Origin of the sequence: Actinopolymorpha singaporensis (assembly GCF_900104745.1) — a bacterium.
GTDB lineage: Bacteria > Actinomycetota > Actinomycetes > Propionibacteriales > Actinopolymorphaceae > Actinopolymorpha > Actinopolymorpha singaporensis.
The window spans coordinates 591,037-610,419 of sequence record NZ_LT629732.1; the positions used below are offsets into that span (position 1 = coordinate 591,037).

Here is a 19,383-nt window from a genome sequence, read left to right on the forward strand (position 1 = left end):
ATCACACGATTCTGGTCCACAGGGCCTTTTCAACTGGGTGGCGACGACGATTTCCCTTGTGGACAACGGGCTACTTGTCGGTGATGGCCGGTAGGGTTCGAGCGTGTCTTCGACTACCCACGAGTCTCCTCGCAGCGGAGGCGGCGCACTCCCGCCCCATCCGTTGCTGGATGCCTTGGGCATGGTCACCGCCGGCAACGACGTGGTGTTGTCCACGTCCAATATGGACTGGATCCCGGCGTCACTCCCCGACTGCGCCGTCGGCAAGCTCGCGAGCGACGTCGAGGTGGCCTGCGTGCCTCGCGTACTCCTGCAGCACGTGGAAGAGGATCCAGCCCAACGACGGCTGGGCGTCCACGTCCGCGGGAAACCTGCCACCGAGCGCGGACAGGTCCGAAAGCGCCCCGCCGGCCACGATCTCCCTGGAACGCGCTGCCTGCGCGTGGAACGCCGACAGCACATCGTCCACGGACTCCTCCGGGCGCACAAGCCATCGTCCGTCCGGCCCGTCGTCCGCCCAAGGGTCGGCGACCGGCTCCGCCAGGAAGCCCCACACCAGCCAGCGGCGTTCGACGTTGGTGAGGTGTTTGAGCAGTTGGAGCGGCGTCCAACCCGACGGAAGCCGGCTGGTTCGCAACTCCTGCTCGGACAGGCCGTCGAGCTTACGAATCACGACGTCGCGGTAGTAGTCGAGGAAGCCGGCCAAGAGGTCGCGGGGATCGGTGAGAGCGTAGTCGGGCTCGGAGGGTTCACTCACGAGCCAGACCCTAGCCATCACCGCCGAAGAGTGCCCGCCGGAGTTCCGGTGGCGGCGTCGTCCGGACCCCCGGCGGTCACGAGTACGTTCGCACCGGCGCGATCACACCTGACGGCTCACGTCAGACGCCGGCGCGAGACCCTCATACCGGGGCCGTCCCGTCCCCAGGTTCGCCGACCGTACGTCGACAGTTGAGCGCTGAGGCCGAGAGCACGGCCCAGCGCGGAGGGCCGGCGTCAGCCGAGGCCGACAGTGCGGCCCTGCGCGGCCGACCGCAGGATCGCCTCGGCGACCTCGACGATCGCCAGCCCCTCCCGCATTCCCACCACGTCGCCGCCACCGGTACTCGGATCCGCGTCCGTGTGCGTGTCTGTCTCCAGGTCCGGGCCGGCTCCGTCGCGGTTGCGCAGGATCGCGTCCCGGAAGGCGGTGAGTTCGGTACGCAGGGGTTCCGGTTTGGGGATGGCGTACCGGATCATGTCGCCTTCGGTGACTCCGCGGAACGACGCCATCGTCTCCCACTCCAACGGGCGGAGACCGTTGGCATGGAACGTCAGGTCGGCCGCGATCGTGTCCGCGACGAACGCGCCTCGTTCGCCGGTGACCACGGTGACGCGTTCCTTCATCGGGGACAGCCAGTTGACCAGATGGTTGACCACCGTGCCGTCGTCGAGCTGGCCGACCACCGCCACCAGGTCCTCGTACTCCCGGCCGCTCTTGTGCGCGGTACGGGCCGACACCGACAGGTAACGCCCGCGGGTGACCCACGCGGTGGAGTCGATGTCGTGGGTGGCGAGGTCCTTGGTCACGCCGACGTCGGCGATGCGGTTGGGGAACGGGCCCTGCCGGCGGGTGATCACCTGGTAGATCTCGCCGAGTTCGCCGTGGTCGAGGCGGCCCCGGAGAGCCTGCAACGCGGGGTTGTAGCGCTCGATGTGCCCGACACAGCCGACCAGCCCCTGCGCCTCGAACGCCGCGGCCAGCTTCTCCGCGCCCTCCACCGTGCTCGCCAGCGGCTTCTCCACCAGCGCGTGCACCCCGGCGGCGGCGAGCACCAGACCTACCTCCTCGTGGAACGCGGTGGGTACGGCGACCACACACAGGTCGATGCCCGCGGTGACCAGCTTCTCCACGTCGGGCAGCACGTCCAGCCCGCCCGCCACGCCGTGCGGGTCACCGCCTGGATCGGCGACCGCGACCAGCTCCACGCCGTCCAGCGACCGCAGCACCCGCGCGTGGTGGCGGCCCATCATGCCCAGGCCCAACAGCCCGGCCCGCAGCGCTCTCATCCGGACACCGCCCCGGTCACCTCGGCCACGACCTGCGCCAGGTCGCGGTCGGACAGGCCCGGGTGCACCGGCAGCGAGATCACCTCCCGGCTGGCCCGCTCGGTCTCCGGCAGGTCGAGGTCACGTCCGGAAGCTTCTGCGAACGACCGAAGCCGGTGGTTCGGGATCGGGTAGTAGACGCCGGTGCCCACCCCCGCCTGGGCGAGGCGCGCCTGCACACCGTCCCGGTCGGGCAGCCGCACGGTGTACTGGTGATAGACGTGCTCGGCGTCACCGGCCACCCGCGGAGTGACCAGGCCGGCGACCCCGGCCAACTGGGCGTCGAGGTACGCGGCGTTGGCCCGGCGCTGTTTGGTCCACCCCTCGATTCGGGCCAGCTGGACCCGCCCGATCGCGGCCGCCACGTCGGTCATCCGGGCGTTGAAGCCGACGAGTTCGTTCTCGTACCTGCGTTCCATGCCCTGGTTGCGCAGCAGCCGAACCGTGCGGGCGAGGTCCTCGTCCGCGCACACCACCATGCCGCCCTCGCCGGTGGTCATGTTCTTGGTGGGGTAGAAGCTGAACGCACCGAAGGTGCCGAACGCGCCGACCGGCCGGCCCGCCCACCGTGCAAGGTGGGCTTGACACGCGTCCTCGAAGAGCGCCAGGCCGTAGCGGTCGGCGAGCCGGGTCAGCGCGGTCAGGTCCGCCGGGTGGCCGTAGAGGTGCACCGGCATGATCCCGACCGTGCGCGCCGTCACGGCAGCCTCGACCGCCGCGGGGGCCAGGCAGAAGTGGTCGGGTTCGATGTCGGCGAACACCGGCGTCGCCCCGGTCAGCGCCACGGAGTTGGCGGTGGCGGCGAACGTGAACGACGGCACGATCACCTCGTCGCCCGGCCCGACACCGGCCGCCAGCAGACCGAGGTGCAGGGCGCTCGTCCCGGCGTTGACCGCCACGCAGGGCCGGTCGTCGACCAGGGCCGAGAACTCCTGCTCGAACACGGCGACCTCCCGGCCCTGCACCAGCATGCCGCTGGCGAGGACCCGGTCGACCGCGGCACGTTCCTCCGCGCCGATCATCGGCATCGCGGCCGGGATCGGGTCGGGCAGTACGTCGCCCGGCACCCCTTCTCGTACCGCCCCGTTGTTGCTCACGTCATCGACCCCCGTGGTCGTCCTGGGCTCGCTCCCGGCCCCCGCTACTGCTCACGGCCCGCACTACTGCTCTCGACCTCGCGGCCCCGGCGGCCCTCGCGTCTCCCGTCGTGCACGTCCTCGCGCAGGAGACCTCCGCGCTCGGTGTACGTGGCACCCGTACGCGGACACAGCCAGCGTCCGGCGCCCCTGCCCTCCAGTCGTACCCCCGCACGGCCGACCCACCCGACCCTGCGCGCTGGTACCCCGACCACCAGGGCGAAGTCCGGTACGTCCTGTACGACGACGGCGCCCGCGGCCACCATCGCCCACCGGCCGACCGTCACCGGCGCGACGCACACCGACCGGGCGCCGAGCGAGGCGCCCTCGCGGACCGTCACCCCGACCGCCTCCCAGTCGGCCGCGCGTTTGAGCGTGCCGTCCGGGTCGACCGAACGCGGGTACTGGTCGTTGGTCAGCACCACCGCGGGTCCGACGAAGACGCCGTCCTCCAGCACCGCCGGCTCGTACACCAGCGCGTGGTTCTGCATCTTGACCCGGTCACCGATCCGGACGCCGGCACCGACGTAGGCGCCGCGGCCGACGATGCAGTCCGCGCCGATGACGGCGTCCTCCCGGACCTGCGCCAGGTGCCACACAGCGGTCCCTTCACCGACCCGCGCCGTCGAGTGCACGTCGGCGGAGTTGGCAACGAAAAGTGCGGACATGAACTCAGAGCGTAATCATCGCGGCTCATTCCGGGGCCGCGACGCGCATCACCTTCCGGATCGCCTCCACGGTGTCGTCGATCTCCCGCTTGGTCAGCGTGGGATGCACCATCCACATCAGCGAGGTCTCGCCGAGTTCGCGGGCGACCGGCAGCGGGTGTTCGGGCCGGCCCACACTGTCGAACGCCTTCTCGCGGTAGATCTCCGCGCAGGCACCCTGCAGGCACGGCACCCCCTCCGCCTCGATCGCGGTCATCACCGCGTCCCGGTCCCATCCAGGCGCGAGGCGCTCGGGCCGGACGAAGGCGTAGTACTTGTAGTACGCGTGGCGCACGTCCGGCGGCGGGACGGGCACCCGCAGTCCGGGCACGTCGGCGAGGCCCTCGTCCAGCACCGCCGCGTGCGCGCGACGGAGTTCGGACCACTTCGGCAGCCGCGCCAGCGCCCGCCGGCCCTGCGCGGCCTGCACCTCGGTCATCCGCGCGTTGGTGCCGAACGACTCGTGCAGCCACCGGAACCCCGGCGGGTGCCTCCGCTCGTACACCGCGGCGTAGCTCTTGCCGTGGTCCTTGCGTTCCCACACTGTGCGCCAGATCTCCTCGTCGCCGGTGGTCACCGCGCCACCCTCGCCCGAGGTGGTGAGGATCTTGTCCTGGCAGAACGACCACGCCGCCGCGTGTCCCAGCGTTCCGACCGACCGGCCGGCCAGCCGCGCGCCGTGCGCCTGCGCGCAGTCCTCGACCACCACCAGGTCGTGCCGGGCCGCCAGGGCCATCAACTCCGCCATCGGCGCCGGCCAGCCGCCCAGATGCACCGGAATCACCGCCCGGGTCCGCGGCGTACGGACCGCCTCCACGGTCGCTGCGGTGAGCGCCTGACTCACCGGGTCGATGTCGGCGACCACCGGCCGGGCGCCGACCGCCACCACGGCACTGGCGGTGGCCACGAACGTCCGCGCGGGTACGACCACCTCGTCGCCCGGTCCGACCCCGACCGCGTGCAGGGCGAGTTCGAGCGCGACGGTTCCGTTGGACAGCGCCACCGCGTACGGCGCGCCGACAGCGGCCGCGAACTCGTGTTCGAACGCCCGCCCCTCCACGCCCGTCCAGTAGTTGACCCGGCCCGACCGGAGCACCCGCACCGCCGCCTCGATCTCGTCCTCGGCGAAGACCGGCCAGGGAGGGAAGGCCGCCGTTCGGACGGGGGTGCCACCCGCGACCGCGAGCGCATCTCCGGAGGTGGCAGACGTGCCGAACATGCGCGGTCAGCCTCCCAGGGTGAGGTCGGGCAGGATCGCCCCGGCCGACCACGTGGGTTCACATGGGTACGGCGGCGACGCCGGCCGCGTACGAGGCGTCCGGGCCGACCGTGGACGTCGACCGCGACGTCCACCCCTCTCGTCCCCGCATCCCGGCGTTGGTACGCACCGACCCACCGGAGGCAAGTGGATGGCCTTCCCGCGCGCCCCGGCGAAAGATCCTGTCTCCGCACTACGGCGAATGAGAATGGGCCACACCGCAGCGCCGCTCATCGACCGATCGCGTCGTCCAGCAGGGCTTCCAGACGCGCCGCCATGACCGTGCGCGAAACGTGCCGTTCCACGTAGGCGCGACCGCGCGCACCCATCCGCGCCCGCTCGTCCGCACCCAGCTCACCCAGGCCCCGGAGCGCGGCGACCAGTGCGGGCAGCGACGGCTCACCCGGCTCCGCCGAGCCGCGCACCGCGCATCCGGCCTCGACCAGCCGGCGTTCCAGGTCGCCGCCGACGTTGGTGACGACCGGGAGCCCGGCGGCGAGGTAGTCGTACAGTTTGTTCGGGCTCAGCGCCTCCTTGAACAACTCCGCCTGGGCGAGCGTGTGCAGCCCCACGTCGGCGGCGACGAACACGTTCGCCAGTTGCTCCTTCGGCACCGCGGGCAGGAAGCGCACGTTGCCGATGCCCTCCTCGCGCGCCCGGGTCACCAGGCGCGCCTTGTCCAGGCCATCCCCGACCAGGAAGAACGTGCACCCGGACAGCTGTCCGGCCGCGTCGAGGACCAGGTCGAGGCCGTTGGCGGGACCGTGGGCTCCGGCGTAGACCGCGACGAAGCCGTCCGCGCCGAGGTCGGCGCGCGCCTTGTCCCGCGACACGGTGGGTACGAAGTCGGCGGGTTCGGCGCCGTTGCTGATCAGTACGACCTTCTCCGGTCGTACGCCGAACGCCGCGAAGTGGTCCTGCCAGCCGTCGGCGACGGCCACGATCACGTCCGCGGATCGGTATACGAACCCCTCCAGGGCGACCAGCATCCGGTGCGTCCGGGAGCCGTCCGCGAGGTAGCCGAGCTCCACCATCGACCGTGGCCACAGGTCCCGGATCTCCAGGACGAACGGAACCCGCCGCAGCCACGCCAGCAGCCGGCCCGCCAGCGGGGTGAGCAGCGGCGGCGACGACGCGTACACCACGTCGTACCGGCCCGAGCGCAGGCCGGCGACCAGCGCGCCCACCGCGTACGCCAGCCAGTTCAGTACGCGGCCGGGACCGTTGGACTCGTAGTTCGGGACCGGGACCGTCACGAACGCCGGCGACCGGCTGGAGAAGCGCTCCCGGGTGGTGTAGTTGCGGTTGCCGGCCACGATGCGGTGGGACCAGCGCGAAAGCCGCCCGAAGAGCTCCACGTGGCGGGTGCCTCCGCCCTGCGACCGCGGGAGCGCGGACTGGTTGAGGACCAGCACCCGCCGGGGGCGCTGGGGACGTCGGAAACCCTGCGGACGGGGGGAACTCTCGCCACGGCTCATGAGGGTGCTCGGCCTCCCGAAAGGCGCGGACGTGGTCGCGGCCGGCCCGCCTCGGACAGGCCACGGCGGATCAGCCGCCGAATTCGCCGGCGGACGCTCCGTCGCCTGGTGGCGTCGTCGCCTGCCGGCATGAGGTAGACGACGGCCACCGCCAGCAACATGCCGTGGGTGAGGAGGACCGTCAGCATCGCGGTGTTGGAGACGCTGAAGGCCGACTGGGCGAGAGCGGCCAGGGCGAGTCCGGCCGGCAGGCCGCGGGCGGCACTGTCGGCGAAGTGCAGCACCGCGGCGAGGATCCCGGTGAACACGAAGACCCCCACCAGCCCGAAGTTGGCGTAGGCGTCGGCCCACAGGTTGGCGTTGGCGCTCATTTCCGGATTGCCGTAGTAGACCTGGCCGATCAGGAACGGCGGCTTCAGGTCGTACGGATAGTTCACCCAGTGCGACAGCACGCCGTAGCCCAGGTGTCCCTTGGGACTCTGCAGGAAGAACTCGAAGTGGTACTTCGTGTTGACCGCGCTGGTGAGCACCAGCCTGCGGACCAGGATCGACGACAGGCCCCACCCGCCGCGGGCGAAGTCGATGGCGGTGACCGCGAACACCCCGCATCCGGCCAGGACGCCGACGCGGCGGCCGATCCGGGTGAGGTCGGTCGTCCGTGCCAGCACCACCACCCCGGCGGCCAGCAGCGAGGAGAACAGCAACTGCTTGAACCCGGTGAGCGAGACGAGGTACAGCTCGGTGAGCACGCCGAGGGCGGCCCAGCTCCAGCGCCGCGTCATCAGACCGCGGGCGATGGCGACCGGCGCGATCACGTTGCCGAGCCAGGGGACGACGTACTTCGCCACCTTGGGCACCTCGCCGAAGGAGTCCCGGTAGGTGTCGCGGACCGCGTAGATCTCCGACAGCGTCACCAGCCGCAGGTGCAGGCCGTAGTAGCCGACCACGACACCGGTCATCACCAGCCAGAGCAGGGCATACGCCGGCCAGTAGATCCGCGGCGGGATCGCCGGCGGGCGGAACGCCCACAGCGGGACGGAGTAGATCCCGCCCAGCAGCCAGAACGCCGCCGCCACCCCGCCGACCATCAGCCACACCGCCGTGGACGGGTTCGTGGTGAACATCGGCAGGACGTGCACCGGGGCCACCACGACCAGGAACAGCATCCAGTACACGATCGCGGAGGGGCGTTCCCACGACTGCGGAAGCCGTCGCGCGCACAGCAGGTAGGTCGGCGCCACCACGATCCCGACCAGCGGGTTGGGCGGCACCTTCTCGAAGCCGAGGTAGGCGAACGCCGGCGCGATCACCAGGTAGTGGCACGCCATCAGGCCGAACGCGTAGACCGCCAGCCAGGCCACCGTGCGGCCACCGACCCGCGGCACGCCCCGCGGGACCGGCCGGCGGTCTGTGCGGCGCCGTCGCGGGACGTGCGCCCGTCCGGTGCGCCGGCCGGTCGCTGCCGGGCCGGTCGCTGTTTGGGCCGATGCTGGGCCGGTCGTCGCCGCGCCGGTCTTTGCTTGATCGGTGGCTGCTTGGCCGGTCGTTGGTGGGCTAGCCACGGCGCAGCACCCACCAGACCAGCGCCAGGACGCCGCCGTAGGAGAACACCAGGACCCCCGCGTAGGCGGCGACGCCGGCGAGGTCCGAACCCCCGAGCAGCCACACCAGCCACGGCACCCCGACCACCAGCAACAGCCGGACGGCCTCCCAGCCCAGCGCGACACCCTGACGTTCGACCAGGTTGAGGACGTTGGAGACCGGGCTGGCCACGAACTGCGCGAGGAACGCCACGGCCAGCAGTTGGGCGTACGTCCCGGCGCGTTCCCACTGCGCCCCGAACACCAGGCCGAACGCCCACGCCCCAACCAGCGACAAGGCGAGCGCCGGTCCGGCGCCGAGCACCGCGAGCCGGCGTACGGCGAGCCAGGTGAGCCGGGGCAGCTCACCGGTCGCGTCCCGCCGGGCGCTCGCGCCCCGCCCCAGGAACACCTGCGCCACCGCCTGGCCGACGACCGCGGCGGGCAGGGCGAGCAGCCGGGTGGTGAACGCCAGCCACCCGGTCGGGTTCTGCCCGTACGTCAACGAGAACAGCAGGTACGGCGCGTACTGCCCGATGTTGTTCAGCAGCGCCGTCCACGTGGTGAGCAGCGGGAACCTGCGGAAGCGGCGGATCGCCGCGCGGACCTGCCCGGGCGTCACCGGCTCCCGCCGGCCCGCCGCCGGAGGCGGGAACAGTCCGCCGCGGGCGATCGACGCGAGACCGGCGGCCCGGCCCACGCCCATGCCGAGCAGCAACCCGAGCGGCGCCAGTCCGGCGAACCCGAAGCCGAGTTGCGCGCCGGCCGTGCCCACGCCCTGCAGGGCGCTGCGCCCGGCGAGGTCGCGGTACCGCTCGGCGCGGACGAGCACCGCGCTCAGCAGCTGGAACACCGCGATCACCGCCACCGTCGGCGGCACCAGCCACCACGCCGACCGCAGGCCGGCCAGCGTGGGGTTGACCGCCCACAGACCCGCACTGGCCAGGCCCAGCAGCCAGATCGCGACCGCCACCACGACCGTGCCGGCCAGCCCGGCCCGCAACACCGCGCGGGTCTCGGTGACGTCGCGCGCCAGCGAGACCGCGAGGTCCAGGCGCAGGCCTGCCAGCACCGCTCCGATCGAGACGACGCCGGTGAAGATCTGCAGCAGTGCGAAGTCGGCCGGACCGTAGAGACGGGCGAGGACGGGAGCGGCGGCGATCAGCAGGCCCTGGCCGAGGACCGTACCGAGGACGATCTCCGCGACCCCGCGCCGGGCACCGGACCGTCGGGGCGGCGCCGACCTCGCACCGTCCACGTCCTTCATGCCGCGGGGTTCGGGAACGGCGGTTCCCACCGGCGCGGCGCCGGCCGCGGTGAGGTCGGGCGCCGCGCGGTCGATGCCACTCATCGGGTTCCGGCGGCGCGCACGTCGCCGGGCAGGAGGCTGTCGTACAGCGCCAGGAGCTTCGCCGCCTCCGGCCCGAACGAGTACCGCTCGTAGACAGCCTTGCGTCCGCGCCGGCCCATCGCCGCCGCCTCCACCGGGTCCGACAGCAGCCGCGACACCGCCTCCGCGGCCGCCTGGCCGTCCTGGGGGTCCACGGTGACGCCGGCCTCGGCCTCGTCGAGGATCTGCTTCCACAGCGGGAAGTGCGACGCCACCACCGGCAGCCCCTCGGCCATGTACTCGAACATCTTCGTCGGGAGGTTCCACTTGTACGCCTCCGGTCCGACCTGCAGGATCAGGCCGACGCGGGACTCACCCAGCAGCTCGCGGACCCGCTTCGGCGGCTGGACGCCCACGTAGTCGATCAGCCCGGCGAGTTCCGGCTCGGCCAGCCGCGCCTCCAGTTCGGGCGGCACGAACGCCCCGATCAGCGTCAGCCGCTCGCCGTGCCGGGTGCCGGCGATCCGGGCCACGTCGAGCATGGCCGACAGCCCACGCAGGTCCGACAGGCCGCCGACGTAGACGATCCCGCGCGGCCGCCGGTCGTACGGGATCTCCGGCGGGCACTCGGCGTTCTCCTGGCCGCCTGCCGGCCCGGCGGTCGGGTCGTCGCCGGGCAGGATCGGGAAGTTGTTCACCACCACCATCCGGCGTGCGCCGGCGTAGACGCTCTCGACCAGCGGCGACGCGGCCACCACCACGGTCACCCCCTGACCGGCGAGGCGGACCAGCAGCCGGGTGGCCCCCGCGACCACGGGCCGCAACCGGGGCGGGATCCAGGGTTTGGCCAGGATCTGTGCGGGCAGCGGCTCGTGCGCGTCGAAGACGACGTTGCGCCCGCACAGGCGCAACGCCGTCGCCAGCGGGACGAGCTCGGGGTCGTGGAAGTGGTAGACGTCGGCGGCCTCGGCCAGTAGCGGCCGGAACAACCGCCACACGCCGACGGTCATCCGGGCGGCCCGGCCGGACGGCGGCGGCACCGGCACCACGCGTACGCCGTCCTGCTCGTAGGGCCGGTCGGCACGAGGGTCCTGCAGATGGTCGGTGCGGGCGTACAGCACGACGTCGTAGCCGGCCGCGGCGAGCGTTCGGCACTGCTTGTGGAAGATCCGGATGTCGGTGGCGGCATGGACGGTCGACACGTGAACAGCCCTGGGCCGCCGGACCGCGCCGGTGTGCGTGCCGACGGGGCGCGCGTCGGATGCGGGGTTCGCGGTCATCGCCTCGTCCAGATGGTGGTGGTCAACGGCTCCGCTCCGTCCACAGGTCTCGCGTCGGGCCCTGGGGAGGGTCCGCACCCCCAGCACTTCTCCCCCGGCCGGGCGTACGAGTAAACGGCGCCGCGCCGCGTACAGTACGTACCTACTCCGGTACGCCGTGCAAGGACAGCGCGAGAACAGCGACGAGGACGACTCAGAAGGTCGCGCCGGTGGAGTTGCGCCGGTGGAGCTGTGGGGGTATCTCCGACTGATCCGCGCCCAGTGGAAGTTGTTGCTGGCGTGTGTGGTGGTCACGGTCGCCGTCGCGGCGATCGTGGTCCTGCGTACGACGCCGACGTACCAGTCCACGACCCTGTTCGTCAGCTTGGCGCCGGGGGACGATTCCACGACAAGCGCCTACCAGGGCAGCCTGTTCTCCCAGCAGCGTGCGCGTTCCTACGCCGACCTCGTACGCGGTGAGGCGGTCACCACCGCAGTGGTGAAGAAGCTCCGGCTGCCCATGTCGGCCGCCGAGCTGAGCTCCCGCATCTCCGCCCGGGTCCTTCCGGAGACCATCCTGCTCGAGATCGCCGTCACCGACACCGACCCCGCCCGCGCCCGGCAGGTCGCGACCGAGGTCGCGCCGCAGCCGTGGGGCGACATCCCGCTGGAGGTGCTGGCCAGCGGCCCGCTGCCGCCCAAACCCAGCGAGCTCCTGCAGTCCCGGGCCATGGAACTGTTGCTCGGCGACCTCGAACGCCGCGCGGACGTGGTTCTCGTCGACGCGCCGCCGTCCGGTCGCGGACCACGGGGTTAGCCGGCCGGGACGGCCTGGCTGGAGGGCGACGGCGAGCCGTCCTGCGGAGACTGCCGGCCCCAGGGCGTCCGGGTCCAGTGCCGGCCGGCGTCGGTGGTGACCCAGACCGCCTCTCCCCTGACGAGGTAGGCGCGATTGCCGTCGGCGGAGATGTCGGGACGATCCCCGCTTCGCGCCTCGTCACCGGACACGCAGGCCATCAGCTTCCAGCTCCGCCCACCGTCGGTGGTGCGGTTGACCAGCACTCCGGCACAGTTGGGGACGTCGGTACGAGCGACCAGCCCGGTTCGTTCGTTCACGAAGTCCAGGTCGGCGCCCCCTCTCACGTTCCCGCGCCTGCTCCATGTTGCGCCGCCGTCGCCGGTCGCCATCACCTCGCCGCCGTCGCACAGGACGAACGCCCTCCGTGACGACAGGGTGCTGAAACCGACCACCTCGACACCCTTCCCGCAGGGGACCACGACGTCGCCGCTGGGCGTGTGCAGCCGGGGTGCGGGCCTGGGCTCGAGGTACCAGTTGCCACTGGCCCCCTCCAGCCTGGTCCAGGTCCGGCCGGCGTCGGTGGTGACGTACGTCGCGAGCTTGCGACAGTCGGCGTCCGCGCCGATCAGGGACGTGTTCCGCGCGTCCTTCGTGATCACCCGGACGATGACCTCGGCCGGACGTACGTCGGCGAGGTCGAAGGTCCGGCCACTGTCGGTGGACAGCTGCAGGGTCGCCCCGCCCCGGCCGCATTTACCGGTGGTCGCCCGGGCGACGGCGGCGTCCGCGCCGATGTCGACCAGCGCGCGGGACCGGACGGGCGGGCTCGCGGGCGCGCCGGTGGGCGACGTCCCCGGAGTCGCCGGGGGTTCCTCCCCCGGCGACGGGGAGCCGGCCGAGTTGTCCGTAACCGAGTTGCCCGTCTTCGAGTTCTGCGTGGCCGTCCCGAGGACCGCCTCACCGGCCGAGTGCCGGATCGCCATCGTGACGAACATCGCGTCCGCCACCACGAGCCCGACCAGTCCGGTGACTGCCACCATGCCCTTCCACCGCATGTGTGGTGCATTCCCGGGATACGAAAACCCGACACCTCGGTCGGCGCGACGGGGTCACCCGCTAGCCTGACCGCCATCCGGCGGTCACCCGCCTCCGTACGCCACCTTCCACGACCGGGTGCCCGCGACCCCACCTCGACGAAGGGGAGTTCAGCGACCGTGGCCCGCGTCATGCTCGTCTACGGCACCCGGCCGGAGGCCATCAAGATGGCTCCCGTCGTCCGGGCACTCGGCGAGTCCGCCGACATCGAACCAGTCGTCGCCGTGACCGGCCAGCACCGCGAGATGCTGGACCAGGTACACGAACTCTTCGGCATCCGCCCCGATCACGACCTGGCGATCCTCGCCGCGCGGCAGACCCTGGGGCAGGTGACCACCCGCGCGCTGACCGGGCTCGAGCCGCTCGTCGCCGAGGTCGCACCGGACGCGGTGGTGGTCCAGGGCGACACCACGACGACGTTCGCCGGCGCGCTCGCGGCGTTCTACGCGCAGGTTCCGGTGGTCCACCTCGAGGCGGGCCTGCGTACCGACAACCGCTACTCGCCGTTCCCGGAGGAGATCAACCGCCGGCTCACCACCGAGCTCGCGACCCTCCACCTGGCGCCCACGCGGACCAACCGTGCCCACCTGGAGGCCGGTGGGGTGGCGCCGGAGGCGATCACCGTCACCGGCAACACCGTCATCGACGCGTTGTTCGAGGTCGCCGGGCGCCGGCCCGCCTACACCGACCCCGACCTCGCCCGCACGGTCGACGCGGCGGCGGCCACCGGCCGGCGGCTGGTCGTGGTCACCGCCCACCGCAGGGAGTCGTGGGGCGAGCCGATGCGGGAATCCTTCCGCGCAGTCGCCGAGGTCGCCCGGGCCCACCCTGACACCGACTTCGTCTTCCCGGTGCACCGCAACCCCGTGGTCCGGGAGGTGGCGGCGGCCGAACTCGGCGCCGAACCCAACGTGCTGCGCACCGAGCCGCTGTCGTACGCCGAGTTCGCGCACCTGCTGGCCAGTGCCCACCTGGTGGTCACCGACTCCGGCGGCGTCCAGGAGGAGGCACCGAGCCTGGGCAAGCCGGTGCTTGTCCTGCGGGACACCACCGAACGCCCCGAGGCCGTGACCGCGGGCACCGTCCGGCTGGTCGGCACGGATCGGGAGACGGTCCGCGACGCGCTCACCGAACTCCTGGACGACGATCAGGCGTACGCCGCGATGGCGGGTGCGGTCAACCCGTACGGCGACGGCAAGGCGGCCGCCCGCAGCGTCGCGGCGATCGAGGAACTGCTCGGGCTCGGCGTACGCCTGCCCGACTTCACCGGCTGAGCGCGTCAGCGGCCGACCGACGCCAGACACCGCGGGTGTCCACCACCTCGGCACCGGCGAGGTGCTCGGGCTCGATTCCGGCGAACTCGTCGTGGTCGACCAGCAACGCGAGCACCCCGGCCCGTTCGAGCGCCTCGGCCGCACCGACCAGCCGCACCCGGTCGTACGCCCGCAGGGCCGTGGGCAGCGTGCGCACGTGCGGCTCCACCACCAGCACCGGGACGTCAGGCAGGGCGGTGGCCACCCCGGCCACCACGTCCACGGCCGGGCTCTCCCGCAGGTCGTCGACGTTCGCCTTGAACGCCAGCCCGAAGCAGGCCACCGGCTCACCCGGACGCGACCGGGCCGCCGCGACGATCCGGCGTACCACCTGGCCCGGACGGTCGTCGTTGACCTCTCGCGCCGTCCGCATCAGCCGGGTGCCGTCGGGTGCGGCCGACACCAGGAACCACGGGTCGACCGCCACACAGTGTCCTCCCACACCGGGGCCGGGCCGCAGGATCTGCACGCGGGGATGCCGGTTGGCCAGCTCGACGACGTTCCAGACGTCGACCCCGAGCCGCTCGGCGACCTGCGCCAGCTCGTTGGCGAAGGCGATGTTGACGTCGCGGTAGGCGTTCTCGGCCAGCTTGGTGAGCTCGGCGGTCCCGGCGTCGGTGAGGTGCAGCTCGCCCTGGGCGAACGTCCGGTAGACCTCGGCGGCCCGCTGCGCGCACGCCGGGGTGATCCCGCCGATCACCCGGTCGTTGGTGACGATCTCGATCATGATCCGGCCCGGGAGCACGCGTTCGGGGCAGTACGCCACGTGCACGTCGACCGGCCCGGCGGCCCGCTGGTGGGCCAGCACGAGGTCGGGCCGCAGCTCCGCGAGCCATTCGCTCACCTGCAGGGTCGTGCCCGGCGGGGAGGTCGACTCCAGGATGACCAGCGCTCCGGGGCGCAGCCGCGGTGCGATCTCCTCGGCCGCCGCGCGGACGTAGGACAGGTCCGGTCGACGGCCGTCCTTGAACGGTGTGGGCACCGCGATGATGTACGCCGCGGCCTCCGGCATCCGGGTGGACGCGCGCAGCCGGTCCATCGACACCGCGCCGCTGACCGCCACCGCGAGGTCCGGCTCGACGAACGGCACCTCACCGCGGTTGACCGCCCGGACCGTGTCGGTGTTCACGTCGACGCCGCGGACCTCCACGCCCTGGGTGGCCAGCGCGGCCGCGGTCGGGAGACCGATGTAGCCCAGGCCGACGACGGCCACCCTTCCTATTCCTCGCGTCACGACTCGCGCCCCCGCTTCGACAGGCTCTGTGGCCTCCGGACGGCGGCGAGCCTATCCCCACGCCAGGTCGCGGCGATGGAGGCGTCCGTGGTCTGTCAGCGGCGTGCCCGCACGTGCAGCCCGGCCTCGGGGTCGACCACGACCTCCTGCGCCGCGGCCACGCCGTCGGCCAGCAGCCCGGCCTCCACCGGGACGTTGCGGCGGACCAGGGTCAGGGCCACCGGCCCCAGGTCGTGGTGGCGGGCACTGCTGGTGACGAAGCCGACCTCGCGGTCGTCGAGGGTGACCGGCGCACCGTGGCCCGGCAGCCGGTCGACCGAGCCGTCCAGGTGCAGGAACACCAGCCGGCGCGGCGGGCGGCCGAGGTTGTGCACCCTGGCCACCGTCTCCTGGCCGCGGTAGCAGCCCTTGTTCAGGTGGACCGCCGAGCCCAGCCAGCCGACCTCGTTCGGAATGGTCCTGTGGTCGGTCTCGAAGCCCAGCCGCGGCTGGTGGGCGGCGATCCGCAGCGCTTCGTACGCCCACAGCCCGGCGGGCGGCCCGGCCGTCTCGGCGTACGCGGCCAGCTCGCCCCGCGGCACGAACAACTCGCGTCCACCGACCGGGTCGCCACCCCGCCGGACGAGGTGCCCGCCGGCGTCACCGTCCACGCGCGGCTCCCACACCACGGCGTAGTCCGCGGTCACGTCGGTCACCTCGACCCGCAGCATGAACCGCATCGAGTCCAGGAAGCCGGCCGCAGCGGCGGCGGTGCCCGGCTCGACGTGCATCCAGAACGCGGTGCCGTCGTCGACGCCGTACAGCGCGTGCTCGACGTGGCCGTGCGGCGAGAGGATCAGCGTGGTGGCGCCCTCACCGGGCCCGAGCCGCTCCAGCGCCTGGGTGCTCAACGAGTGCAGCCAGCCCAGCCGGTCCGGTCCGCCGACCCGCACGACGCCGCGGTGGGACAGATCGACGAAGCCGGCCCGGTCGCGTTCCAGGCGGCGCTGCTCGATCAACGGCTCGCCGTAGTGCGCGGCGACGCCGGAGTCCGGGGGGTCGCCGGCCACCGCGCCCGGCAGACCGAGCAACGGGCTCTGCGCCTGGGCGGGCTGGCCGGGCTGGCCGGGCTGGGCGGGCTGGCCGGGCTGGGCGGGCTGGCCGGCCTCAGGCTGGTCGGGTGTGCTGGAGGAGCTGGTCACGCGTTCGAGGTTACGACCCGGGTGCCACTTGGCCGAGCGGTCGGGGGTTCCTACGGGCAGTCGGTTCCTTCGCGACATTCGGCGCACTGCCCGAAGACGGTCAGGTGGCGTACGTCGGTGTCGAAGGCGTAATGCTCGCGCAGTCGTTCGGCCAGCGGCTCGACCGCGTCCGGCGGCACCTCGATCACCCGGCCACAGGCACGGCACACCAGGTGGGCGTGGTCGGCGGTGGTGGCGGCGTGATAGGTCGGGGCGCCGTGGCCGAGGTGGGCGTGCGAGACCAGGTCCAGCCCCTCGAGGAGCTCGAGGGTGCGGTAGATCGTCGACATGTTGACCCCGCGCGCCTTGCGCCGGACGGCGTTGAGGACCTCCTCGGGCGTCGCGTGCCCGAGATCCTCCACCGCCTCCAGCACCAGCTGACGTTGCGGGGTCAGTCGGTACCCACGGGCGCGCAGCTCCTCGTGCAGCGCGCCGGCGGCCACGGCGTCGTGGCCGTGGTGGTGGTCGTGCGAATCGCCCATCAGGTCGAGTCTAGGGTCGGCGCCGGCGGACGACGGCTGTCGCGGCGCGAGCCGTCCGGGGTCAGTCACCTTCCGGGGCGGGCGGCGCCCCCTCGGGTGCGGCGGCCTCCGATCCCGGAGCTTCGGCCGCCGGGGAGCCGGACGTGCCGTTGCCGGGCGGCGCCACCGCCCCGGCGCGTTCCAGCTTGGCCCACAGGTGCGGCTGCAGGCTCTCCCCGCGCGCCGCCATGTCGAAGGTCCACATCAGCGCGCCCTGCACGAGGCCGTACAACCGCTGGCCGCCGGAGTAGTCCTTCGCGGTGGTCGTACGAGCCACCAGGTCGGTGGCGAGCTCGATCTTGGCGCCCTCGATCCGGCCGTACCACACCTCGGCGTACCCGGTGGGATGCGCGAGCACCACCTCCAGGCCGTGGTCGGGCTGCGGCCGCCAGAAGCCCGTCTCCATCGCCAGCGGCCGGACGGCGGTGCCTTCCTCGTCCAGCAGCCAGGTGCGGCTCGTGTAGTAGAGGAACGCCTTGCCGTTGTGGCTGAAGACGATTTCCTGGCCGAACGTGAACGGCTCGATCGTGGGGTAGTCGCCGTGCCCCTTGCCCTCCCAGCGGCCCAGCAGGAAGGCCAACTGGACGCAGTCGGGGTGCAGATCGCCGGGGATCTGGAACGGCGCCGGCGTCGACAAGGCGGATCAACTCCCGTTTCGCTGGTCGGTGTCCTGTGGGCCACGCCGGGGGCGGCGGAGCAGGTTACGGAGGACGTACGCCCCGAGCATGCCGACGGCGAGCACGAGCACGAGCAGCACCGCCACGAACGCCGCCTCCCACACGCGCCCGAGTCTAGGGTCTGCCCTGCGGATCCCGGGTTTGCGGTCCGACCGGGCAGGCGAGAGGCGCCGGAGCGACCCGGAGACAGGCCGGACGCTGCCCCGGGGTCGACAGACCTGGAACAGGCCGGACAAAATGGACCCCGGGACGAAGTCGGGCAAGTGCCCCCTGCCGGTCGTACGAAGCGGGTCCGCCCCACCCGCCCCGTACGATATTGCTCGGCCGGCAGGTGCGACATCGTCAGCGAAGCGGGGTATCCCCTTCGGAAGACAACCGGGGCAGCCGGTCGCGCGTCAGTGCTGTCGAAGGTTCCCACGTTCGGGACACCGTTCGCAGACGCGCTGACGCGCGTCGAGTTCAGCCGGGGCGGACGTCCGCCACTCACGGGGGATGAGGAATCAGGGACGCTAATGAGTGACTACCGCACCGACGAAGGGTTGCGTTCGATCCGCATGCGCGAGGAGGAGGAGGACAGCCCGGGTGGCCGCCGCTCCGCCGGTCATCGCCGCCGATCGAGCCGCACCAAGACCACACTGCTGATCCTGCTGTCCCTGGTGCTGATCCTGGGCGGCGGCGTCGCGCTGACCGGCTACCTGCTGTCGGAGAAGTTCGGCAACCAGGTGTCGCGGGTGCCGGCGTTCTCCCAGTTGCCGGAGGCCCTGCGGCCGAAGAAGCCCGCGAAGGGCGCACCGGGCGCGAACGCCATGAACATCCTGCTCGCCGGCAGCGACGCCCGCACCGACGACGCCAGCGGCGGCACCACCGGCGCCGGCAAGGGCAAGGCCTGGGAACGCGGTGGCCAGCGCAGCGACACGATCATGCTCCTGCACATCACCGGTGACCGGAAGGCCGCCTATCTGATCTCGATTCCCCGGGACTCCTGGGTGTCGATCCCGGGGCACAAGCCCAACAAGATCAACGCCGCCTACTCCTTCGGCGGCCCGCCGCTCTACATCCAGACGGTGGAGAAGCTGACCGGCCTGCGGATCGACCACCTCGCGGTGATCGACTGGACCGGCTTCAAGGCGCTGACCGACGCGCTCGGCGGCGTACAACTGACCTTCCAGCAGGAGACCCGCTTCGCCAGCGGGAAGATGTACGCCGCCGGCCAGCACACCCTGTCCGGCGAGGAGGCGCTCGACTACGTGCGGGAGCGCCACCACCTGCGCAACGGCGACTTCGGTCGGATCCAGCGCCAGCAGAACTTCCTGCGCGCGCTGATGCGGCAGACCCTGTCCAACGGCACGCTGACCAACCCGCTGAAGCTCGGCCGGGCGCTGGACGCGATCACCCACAACCTCTCCGTCGACGAGGAGTTCAGCACCGGGCAGATGCGCTCGCTGGCCCTGGAGATGAAGGATCTCCGGCAGCACAACGTGACGTTCATGACGGCGCCGCACAAGGGCACCGGCATGGAGGGCAGCCAGTCGGTCGTCTTCCTCGACAAGGCCAAGGACGACACCTTGTGGAAGGCGATCCGCGACGACCAGGTGGGTGAATGGCTGAAGGCCAACGGCCAGGACGAGGTGCTCGGCGAGCGGGTCCGCTGACGCGGCATCACCCCGCGGGCAGGGCGCCGGAGCAGGGCC

General features: G+C 72.2%; 18 protein-coding genes. 3 read left to right on the forward strand and 15 right to left on the reverse strand.

Annotated elements, in window-relative coordinates; all coding sequences use genetic code 11:
• Positions 1-241: 241 nt before the first annotated feature.
• The 9 genes from BLU27_RS02710 to BLU27_RS02755 form a co-directional block, all read right to left on the reverse strand.
• Positions 242-757 (reverse strand): DinB family protein, encoded by a 516-nt coding sequence (locus BLU27_RS02710; protein WP_241827746.1) that lies wholly within the window; start codon positions 755-757, stop codon positions 242-244.
• Between the two features lie 236 nt (positions 758-993).
• Positions 994-2,046, reverse strand: a complete 1,053-nt coding sequence (locus BLU27_RS02715; RefSeq protein ID WP_092650250.1) for a Gfo/Idh/MocA family protein — start codon at positions 2,044-2,046, stop codon at positions 994-996.
• Positions 2,043-3,113, reverse strand: a complete 1,071-nt coding sequence (locus BLU27_RS02720) for a DegT/DnrJ/EryC1/StrS family aminotransferase (protein ID WP_092657074.1) — start codon at positions 3,111-3,113, stop codon at positions 2,043-2,045. The genes BLU27_RS02715 and BLU27_RS02720 overlap by 4 nt, the downstream gene beginning before the upstream one ends.
• A 113-nt stretch (positions 3,114-3,226) precedes the next feature.
• Positions 3,227-3,889 (reverse strand): acyltransferase, encoded by a 663-nt coding sequence (locus BLU27_RS02725; protein ID WP_092650252.1) that lies wholly within the window; start codon positions 3,887-3,889, stop codon positions 3,227-3,229.
• A 25-nt stretch (positions 3,890-3,914) separates the two neighbouring features.
• On the reverse strand, positions 3,915-5,147 hold the full coding sequence (locus BLU27_RS02730; protein ID WP_092650254.1) for a DegT/DnrJ/EryC1/StrS family aminotransferase: 1,233 nt from the start codon (positions 5,145-5,147) through the stop codon (positions 3,915-3,917).
• A gap of 269 nt (positions 5,148-5,416) precedes the next feature.
• Positions 5,417-6,664: a glycosyltransferase family 4 protein gene (locus tag BLU27_RS02740; protein ID WP_092650258.1), complete on the reverse strand. Its 1,248-nt coding sequence runs from the start codon at positions 6,662-6,664 to the stop codon at positions 5,417-5,419.
• Positions 6,661-8,025: a hypothetical protein gene (locus tag BLU27_RS02745; protein ID WP_172804849.1), complete on the reverse strand. Its 1,365-nt coding sequence runs from the start codon at positions 8,023-8,025 to the stop codon at positions 6,661-6,663. The genes BLU27_RS02740 and BLU27_RS02745 overlap by 4 nt, the downstream gene beginning before the upstream one ends.
• A gap of 193 nt (positions 8,026-8,218) precedes the next feature.
• Entirely contained in the window at positions 8,219-9,595 is a 1,377-nt protein-coding gene (locus BLU27_RS02750; protein WP_092650262.1) for a lipopolysaccharide biosynthesis protein, read from the reverse strand.
• Positions 9,592-10,854 (reverse strand): glycosyltransferase, encoded by a 1,263-nt coding sequence (locus BLU27_RS02755; protein ID WP_092650264.1) that lies wholly within the window; start codon positions 10,852-10,854, stop codon positions 9,592-9,594. The genes BLU27_RS02750 and BLU27_RS02755 overlap by 4 nt, the downstream gene beginning before the upstream one ends.
• 157 nt (positions 10,855-11,011) lie before the next feature.
• On the opposite strand from BLU27_RS02755, the gene BLU27_RS02760 reads away from it, so the two are divergent.
• Positions 11,012-11,650: a Wzz/FepE/Etk N-terminal domain-containing protein gene (locus tag BLU27_RS02760; RefSeq protein ID WP_241827747.1), complete on the forward strand. Its 639-nt coding sequence runs from the start codon at positions 11,012-11,014 to the stop codon at positions 11,648-11,650.
• Here the strand turns inward: BLU27_RS02760 and BLU27_RS02765 are convergent.
• Positions 11,647-12,672 carry a sialidase family protein gene (locus BLU27_RS02765; RefSeq protein WP_157728174.1) on the reverse strand — a complete coding sequence of 342 codons (1,026 nt, stop codon included), beginning with the start codon at positions 12,670-12,672 and terminating at the stop codon, positions 11,647-11,649. The two genes, BLU27_RS02760 and BLU27_RS02765, sit on opposite strands and share 4 nt — an antisense overlap.
• 174 nt (positions 12,673-12,846) lie before the next feature.
• On the opposite strand from BLU27_RS02765, the gene wecB reads away from it, so the two are divergent.
• Positions 12,847-14,001 (forward strand): non-hydrolyzing UDP-N-acetylglucosamine 2-epimerase, encoded by a 1,155-nt coding sequence (gene wecB, locus BLU27_RS02770; RefSeq protein ID WP_092650270.1) that lies wholly within the window; start codon positions 12,847-12,849, stop codon positions 13,999-14,001.
• On the opposite strand, the gene wecC is transcribed toward wecB, so the two are convergent.
• The 5 genes from wecC to BLU27_RS28735 form a co-directional block, all read right to left on the reverse strand.
• Positions 13,991-15,253, reverse strand: a complete 1,263-nt coding sequence (wecC, locus tag BLU27_RS02775) for a UDP-N-acetyl-D-mannosamine dehydrogenase (RefSeq protein ID WP_092650272.1) — start codon at positions 15,251-15,253, stop codon at positions 13,991-13,993. The genes wecB and wecC overlap by 11 nt on opposite strands.
• Positions 15,254-15,369: 116 nt before the next feature.
• Positions 15,370-16,335 carry a CAF17-like 4Fe-4S cluster assembly/insertion protein YgfZ gene (gene ygfZ, locus BLU27_RS02780; RefSeq protein ID WP_422386096.1) on the reverse strand — a complete coding sequence of 322 codons (966 nt, stop codon included), beginning with the start codon at positions 16,333-16,335 and terminating at the stop codon, positions 15,370-15,372.
• 170 nt (positions 16,336-16,505) lie between these two features.
• Positions 16,506-16,976 carry a Fur family transcriptional regulator gene (locus BLU27_RS02785; RefSeq protein ID WP_092650276.1) on the reverse strand — a complete coding sequence of 157 codons (471 nt, stop codon included), beginning with the start codon at positions 16,974-16,976 and terminating at the stop codon, positions 16,506-16,508.
• A gap of 61 nt (positions 16,977-17,037) precedes the next feature.
• Positions 17,038-17,652: a heme-binding beta-barrel domain-containing protein gene (locus BLU27_RS02790; protein ID WP_092650278.1), complete on the reverse strand. Its 615-nt coding sequence runs from the start codon at positions 17,650-17,652 to the stop codon at positions 17,038-17,040.
• 6 nt (positions 17,653-17,658) lie between these two features.
• Entirely contained in the window at positions 17,659-17,796 is a 138-nt protein-coding gene (locus tag BLU27_RS28735; protein WP_157728176.1) for a hypothetical protein, read from the reverse strand.
• Between the two features lie 408 nt (positions 17,797-18,204).
• On the opposite strand from BLU27_RS28735, the gene BLU27_RS02795 reads away from it, so the two are divergent.
• Positions 18,205-19,344 carry an LCP family protein gene (locus BLU27_RS02795; protein WP_092650280.1) on the forward strand — a complete coding sequence of 380 codons (1,140 nt, stop codon included), beginning with the start codon at positions 18,205-18,207 and terminating at the stop codon, positions 19,342-19,344.
• Positions 19,345-19,383 lie beyond the last annotated feature (39 nt).

Excerpts from the sequence above, each read along its gene's own strand:
- BLU27_RS02715 (WP_092650250.1), bottom strand. The coding sequence starts at position 2,046 with ATGAGAGCGCTGCGGGCCGGGCTGTTGGGCCTGGGCATGATGGGCCGC.
- BLU27_RS02720 (WP_092657074.1), bottom strand. The coding sequence starts at position 3,113 with ATGCCGATGATCGGCGCGGAGGAACGTGCCGCGGTCGACCGGGTCCTC.
- BLU27_RS02725 (WP_092650252.1), bottom strand. The coding sequence starts at position 3,889 with ATGTCCGCACTTTTCGTTGCCAACTCCGCCGACGTGCACTCGACGGCG.
- BLU27_RS02730 (WP_092650254.1), bottom strand. The coding sequence starts at position 5,147 with ATGTTCGGCACGTCTGCCACCTCCGGAGATGCGCTCGCGGTCGCGGGT.
- BLU27_RS02740 (WP_092650258.1), bottom strand. The coding sequence starts at position 6,664 with ATGAGCCGTGGCGAGAGTTCCCCCCGTCCGCAGGGTTTCCGACGTCCC.
- BLU27_RS02750 (WP_092650262.1), bottom strand. The coding sequence starts at position 9,595 with ATGAGTGGCATCGACCGCGCGGCGCCCGACCTCACCGCGGCCGGCGCC.
- BLU27_RS02755 (WP_092650264.1), bottom strand. The coding sequence starts at position 10,854 with ATGACCGCGAACCCCGCATCCGACGCGCGCCCCGTCGGCACGCACACC.
- BLU27_RS02765 (WP_157728174.1), bottom strand. The coding sequence starts at position 12,672 with ATGGTGGCAGTCACCGGACTGGTCGGGCTCGTGGTGGCGGACGCGATG.
- BLU27_RS02785 (WP_092650276.1), bottom strand. The coding sequence starts at position 16,976 with ATGGGCGATTCGCACGACCACCACCACGGCCACGACGCCGTGGCCGCC.
- BLU27_RS02795 (WP_092650280.1), top strand. The coding sequence starts at position 18,205 with ATGAGTGACTACCGCACCGACGAAGGGTTGCGTTCGATCCGCATGCGC.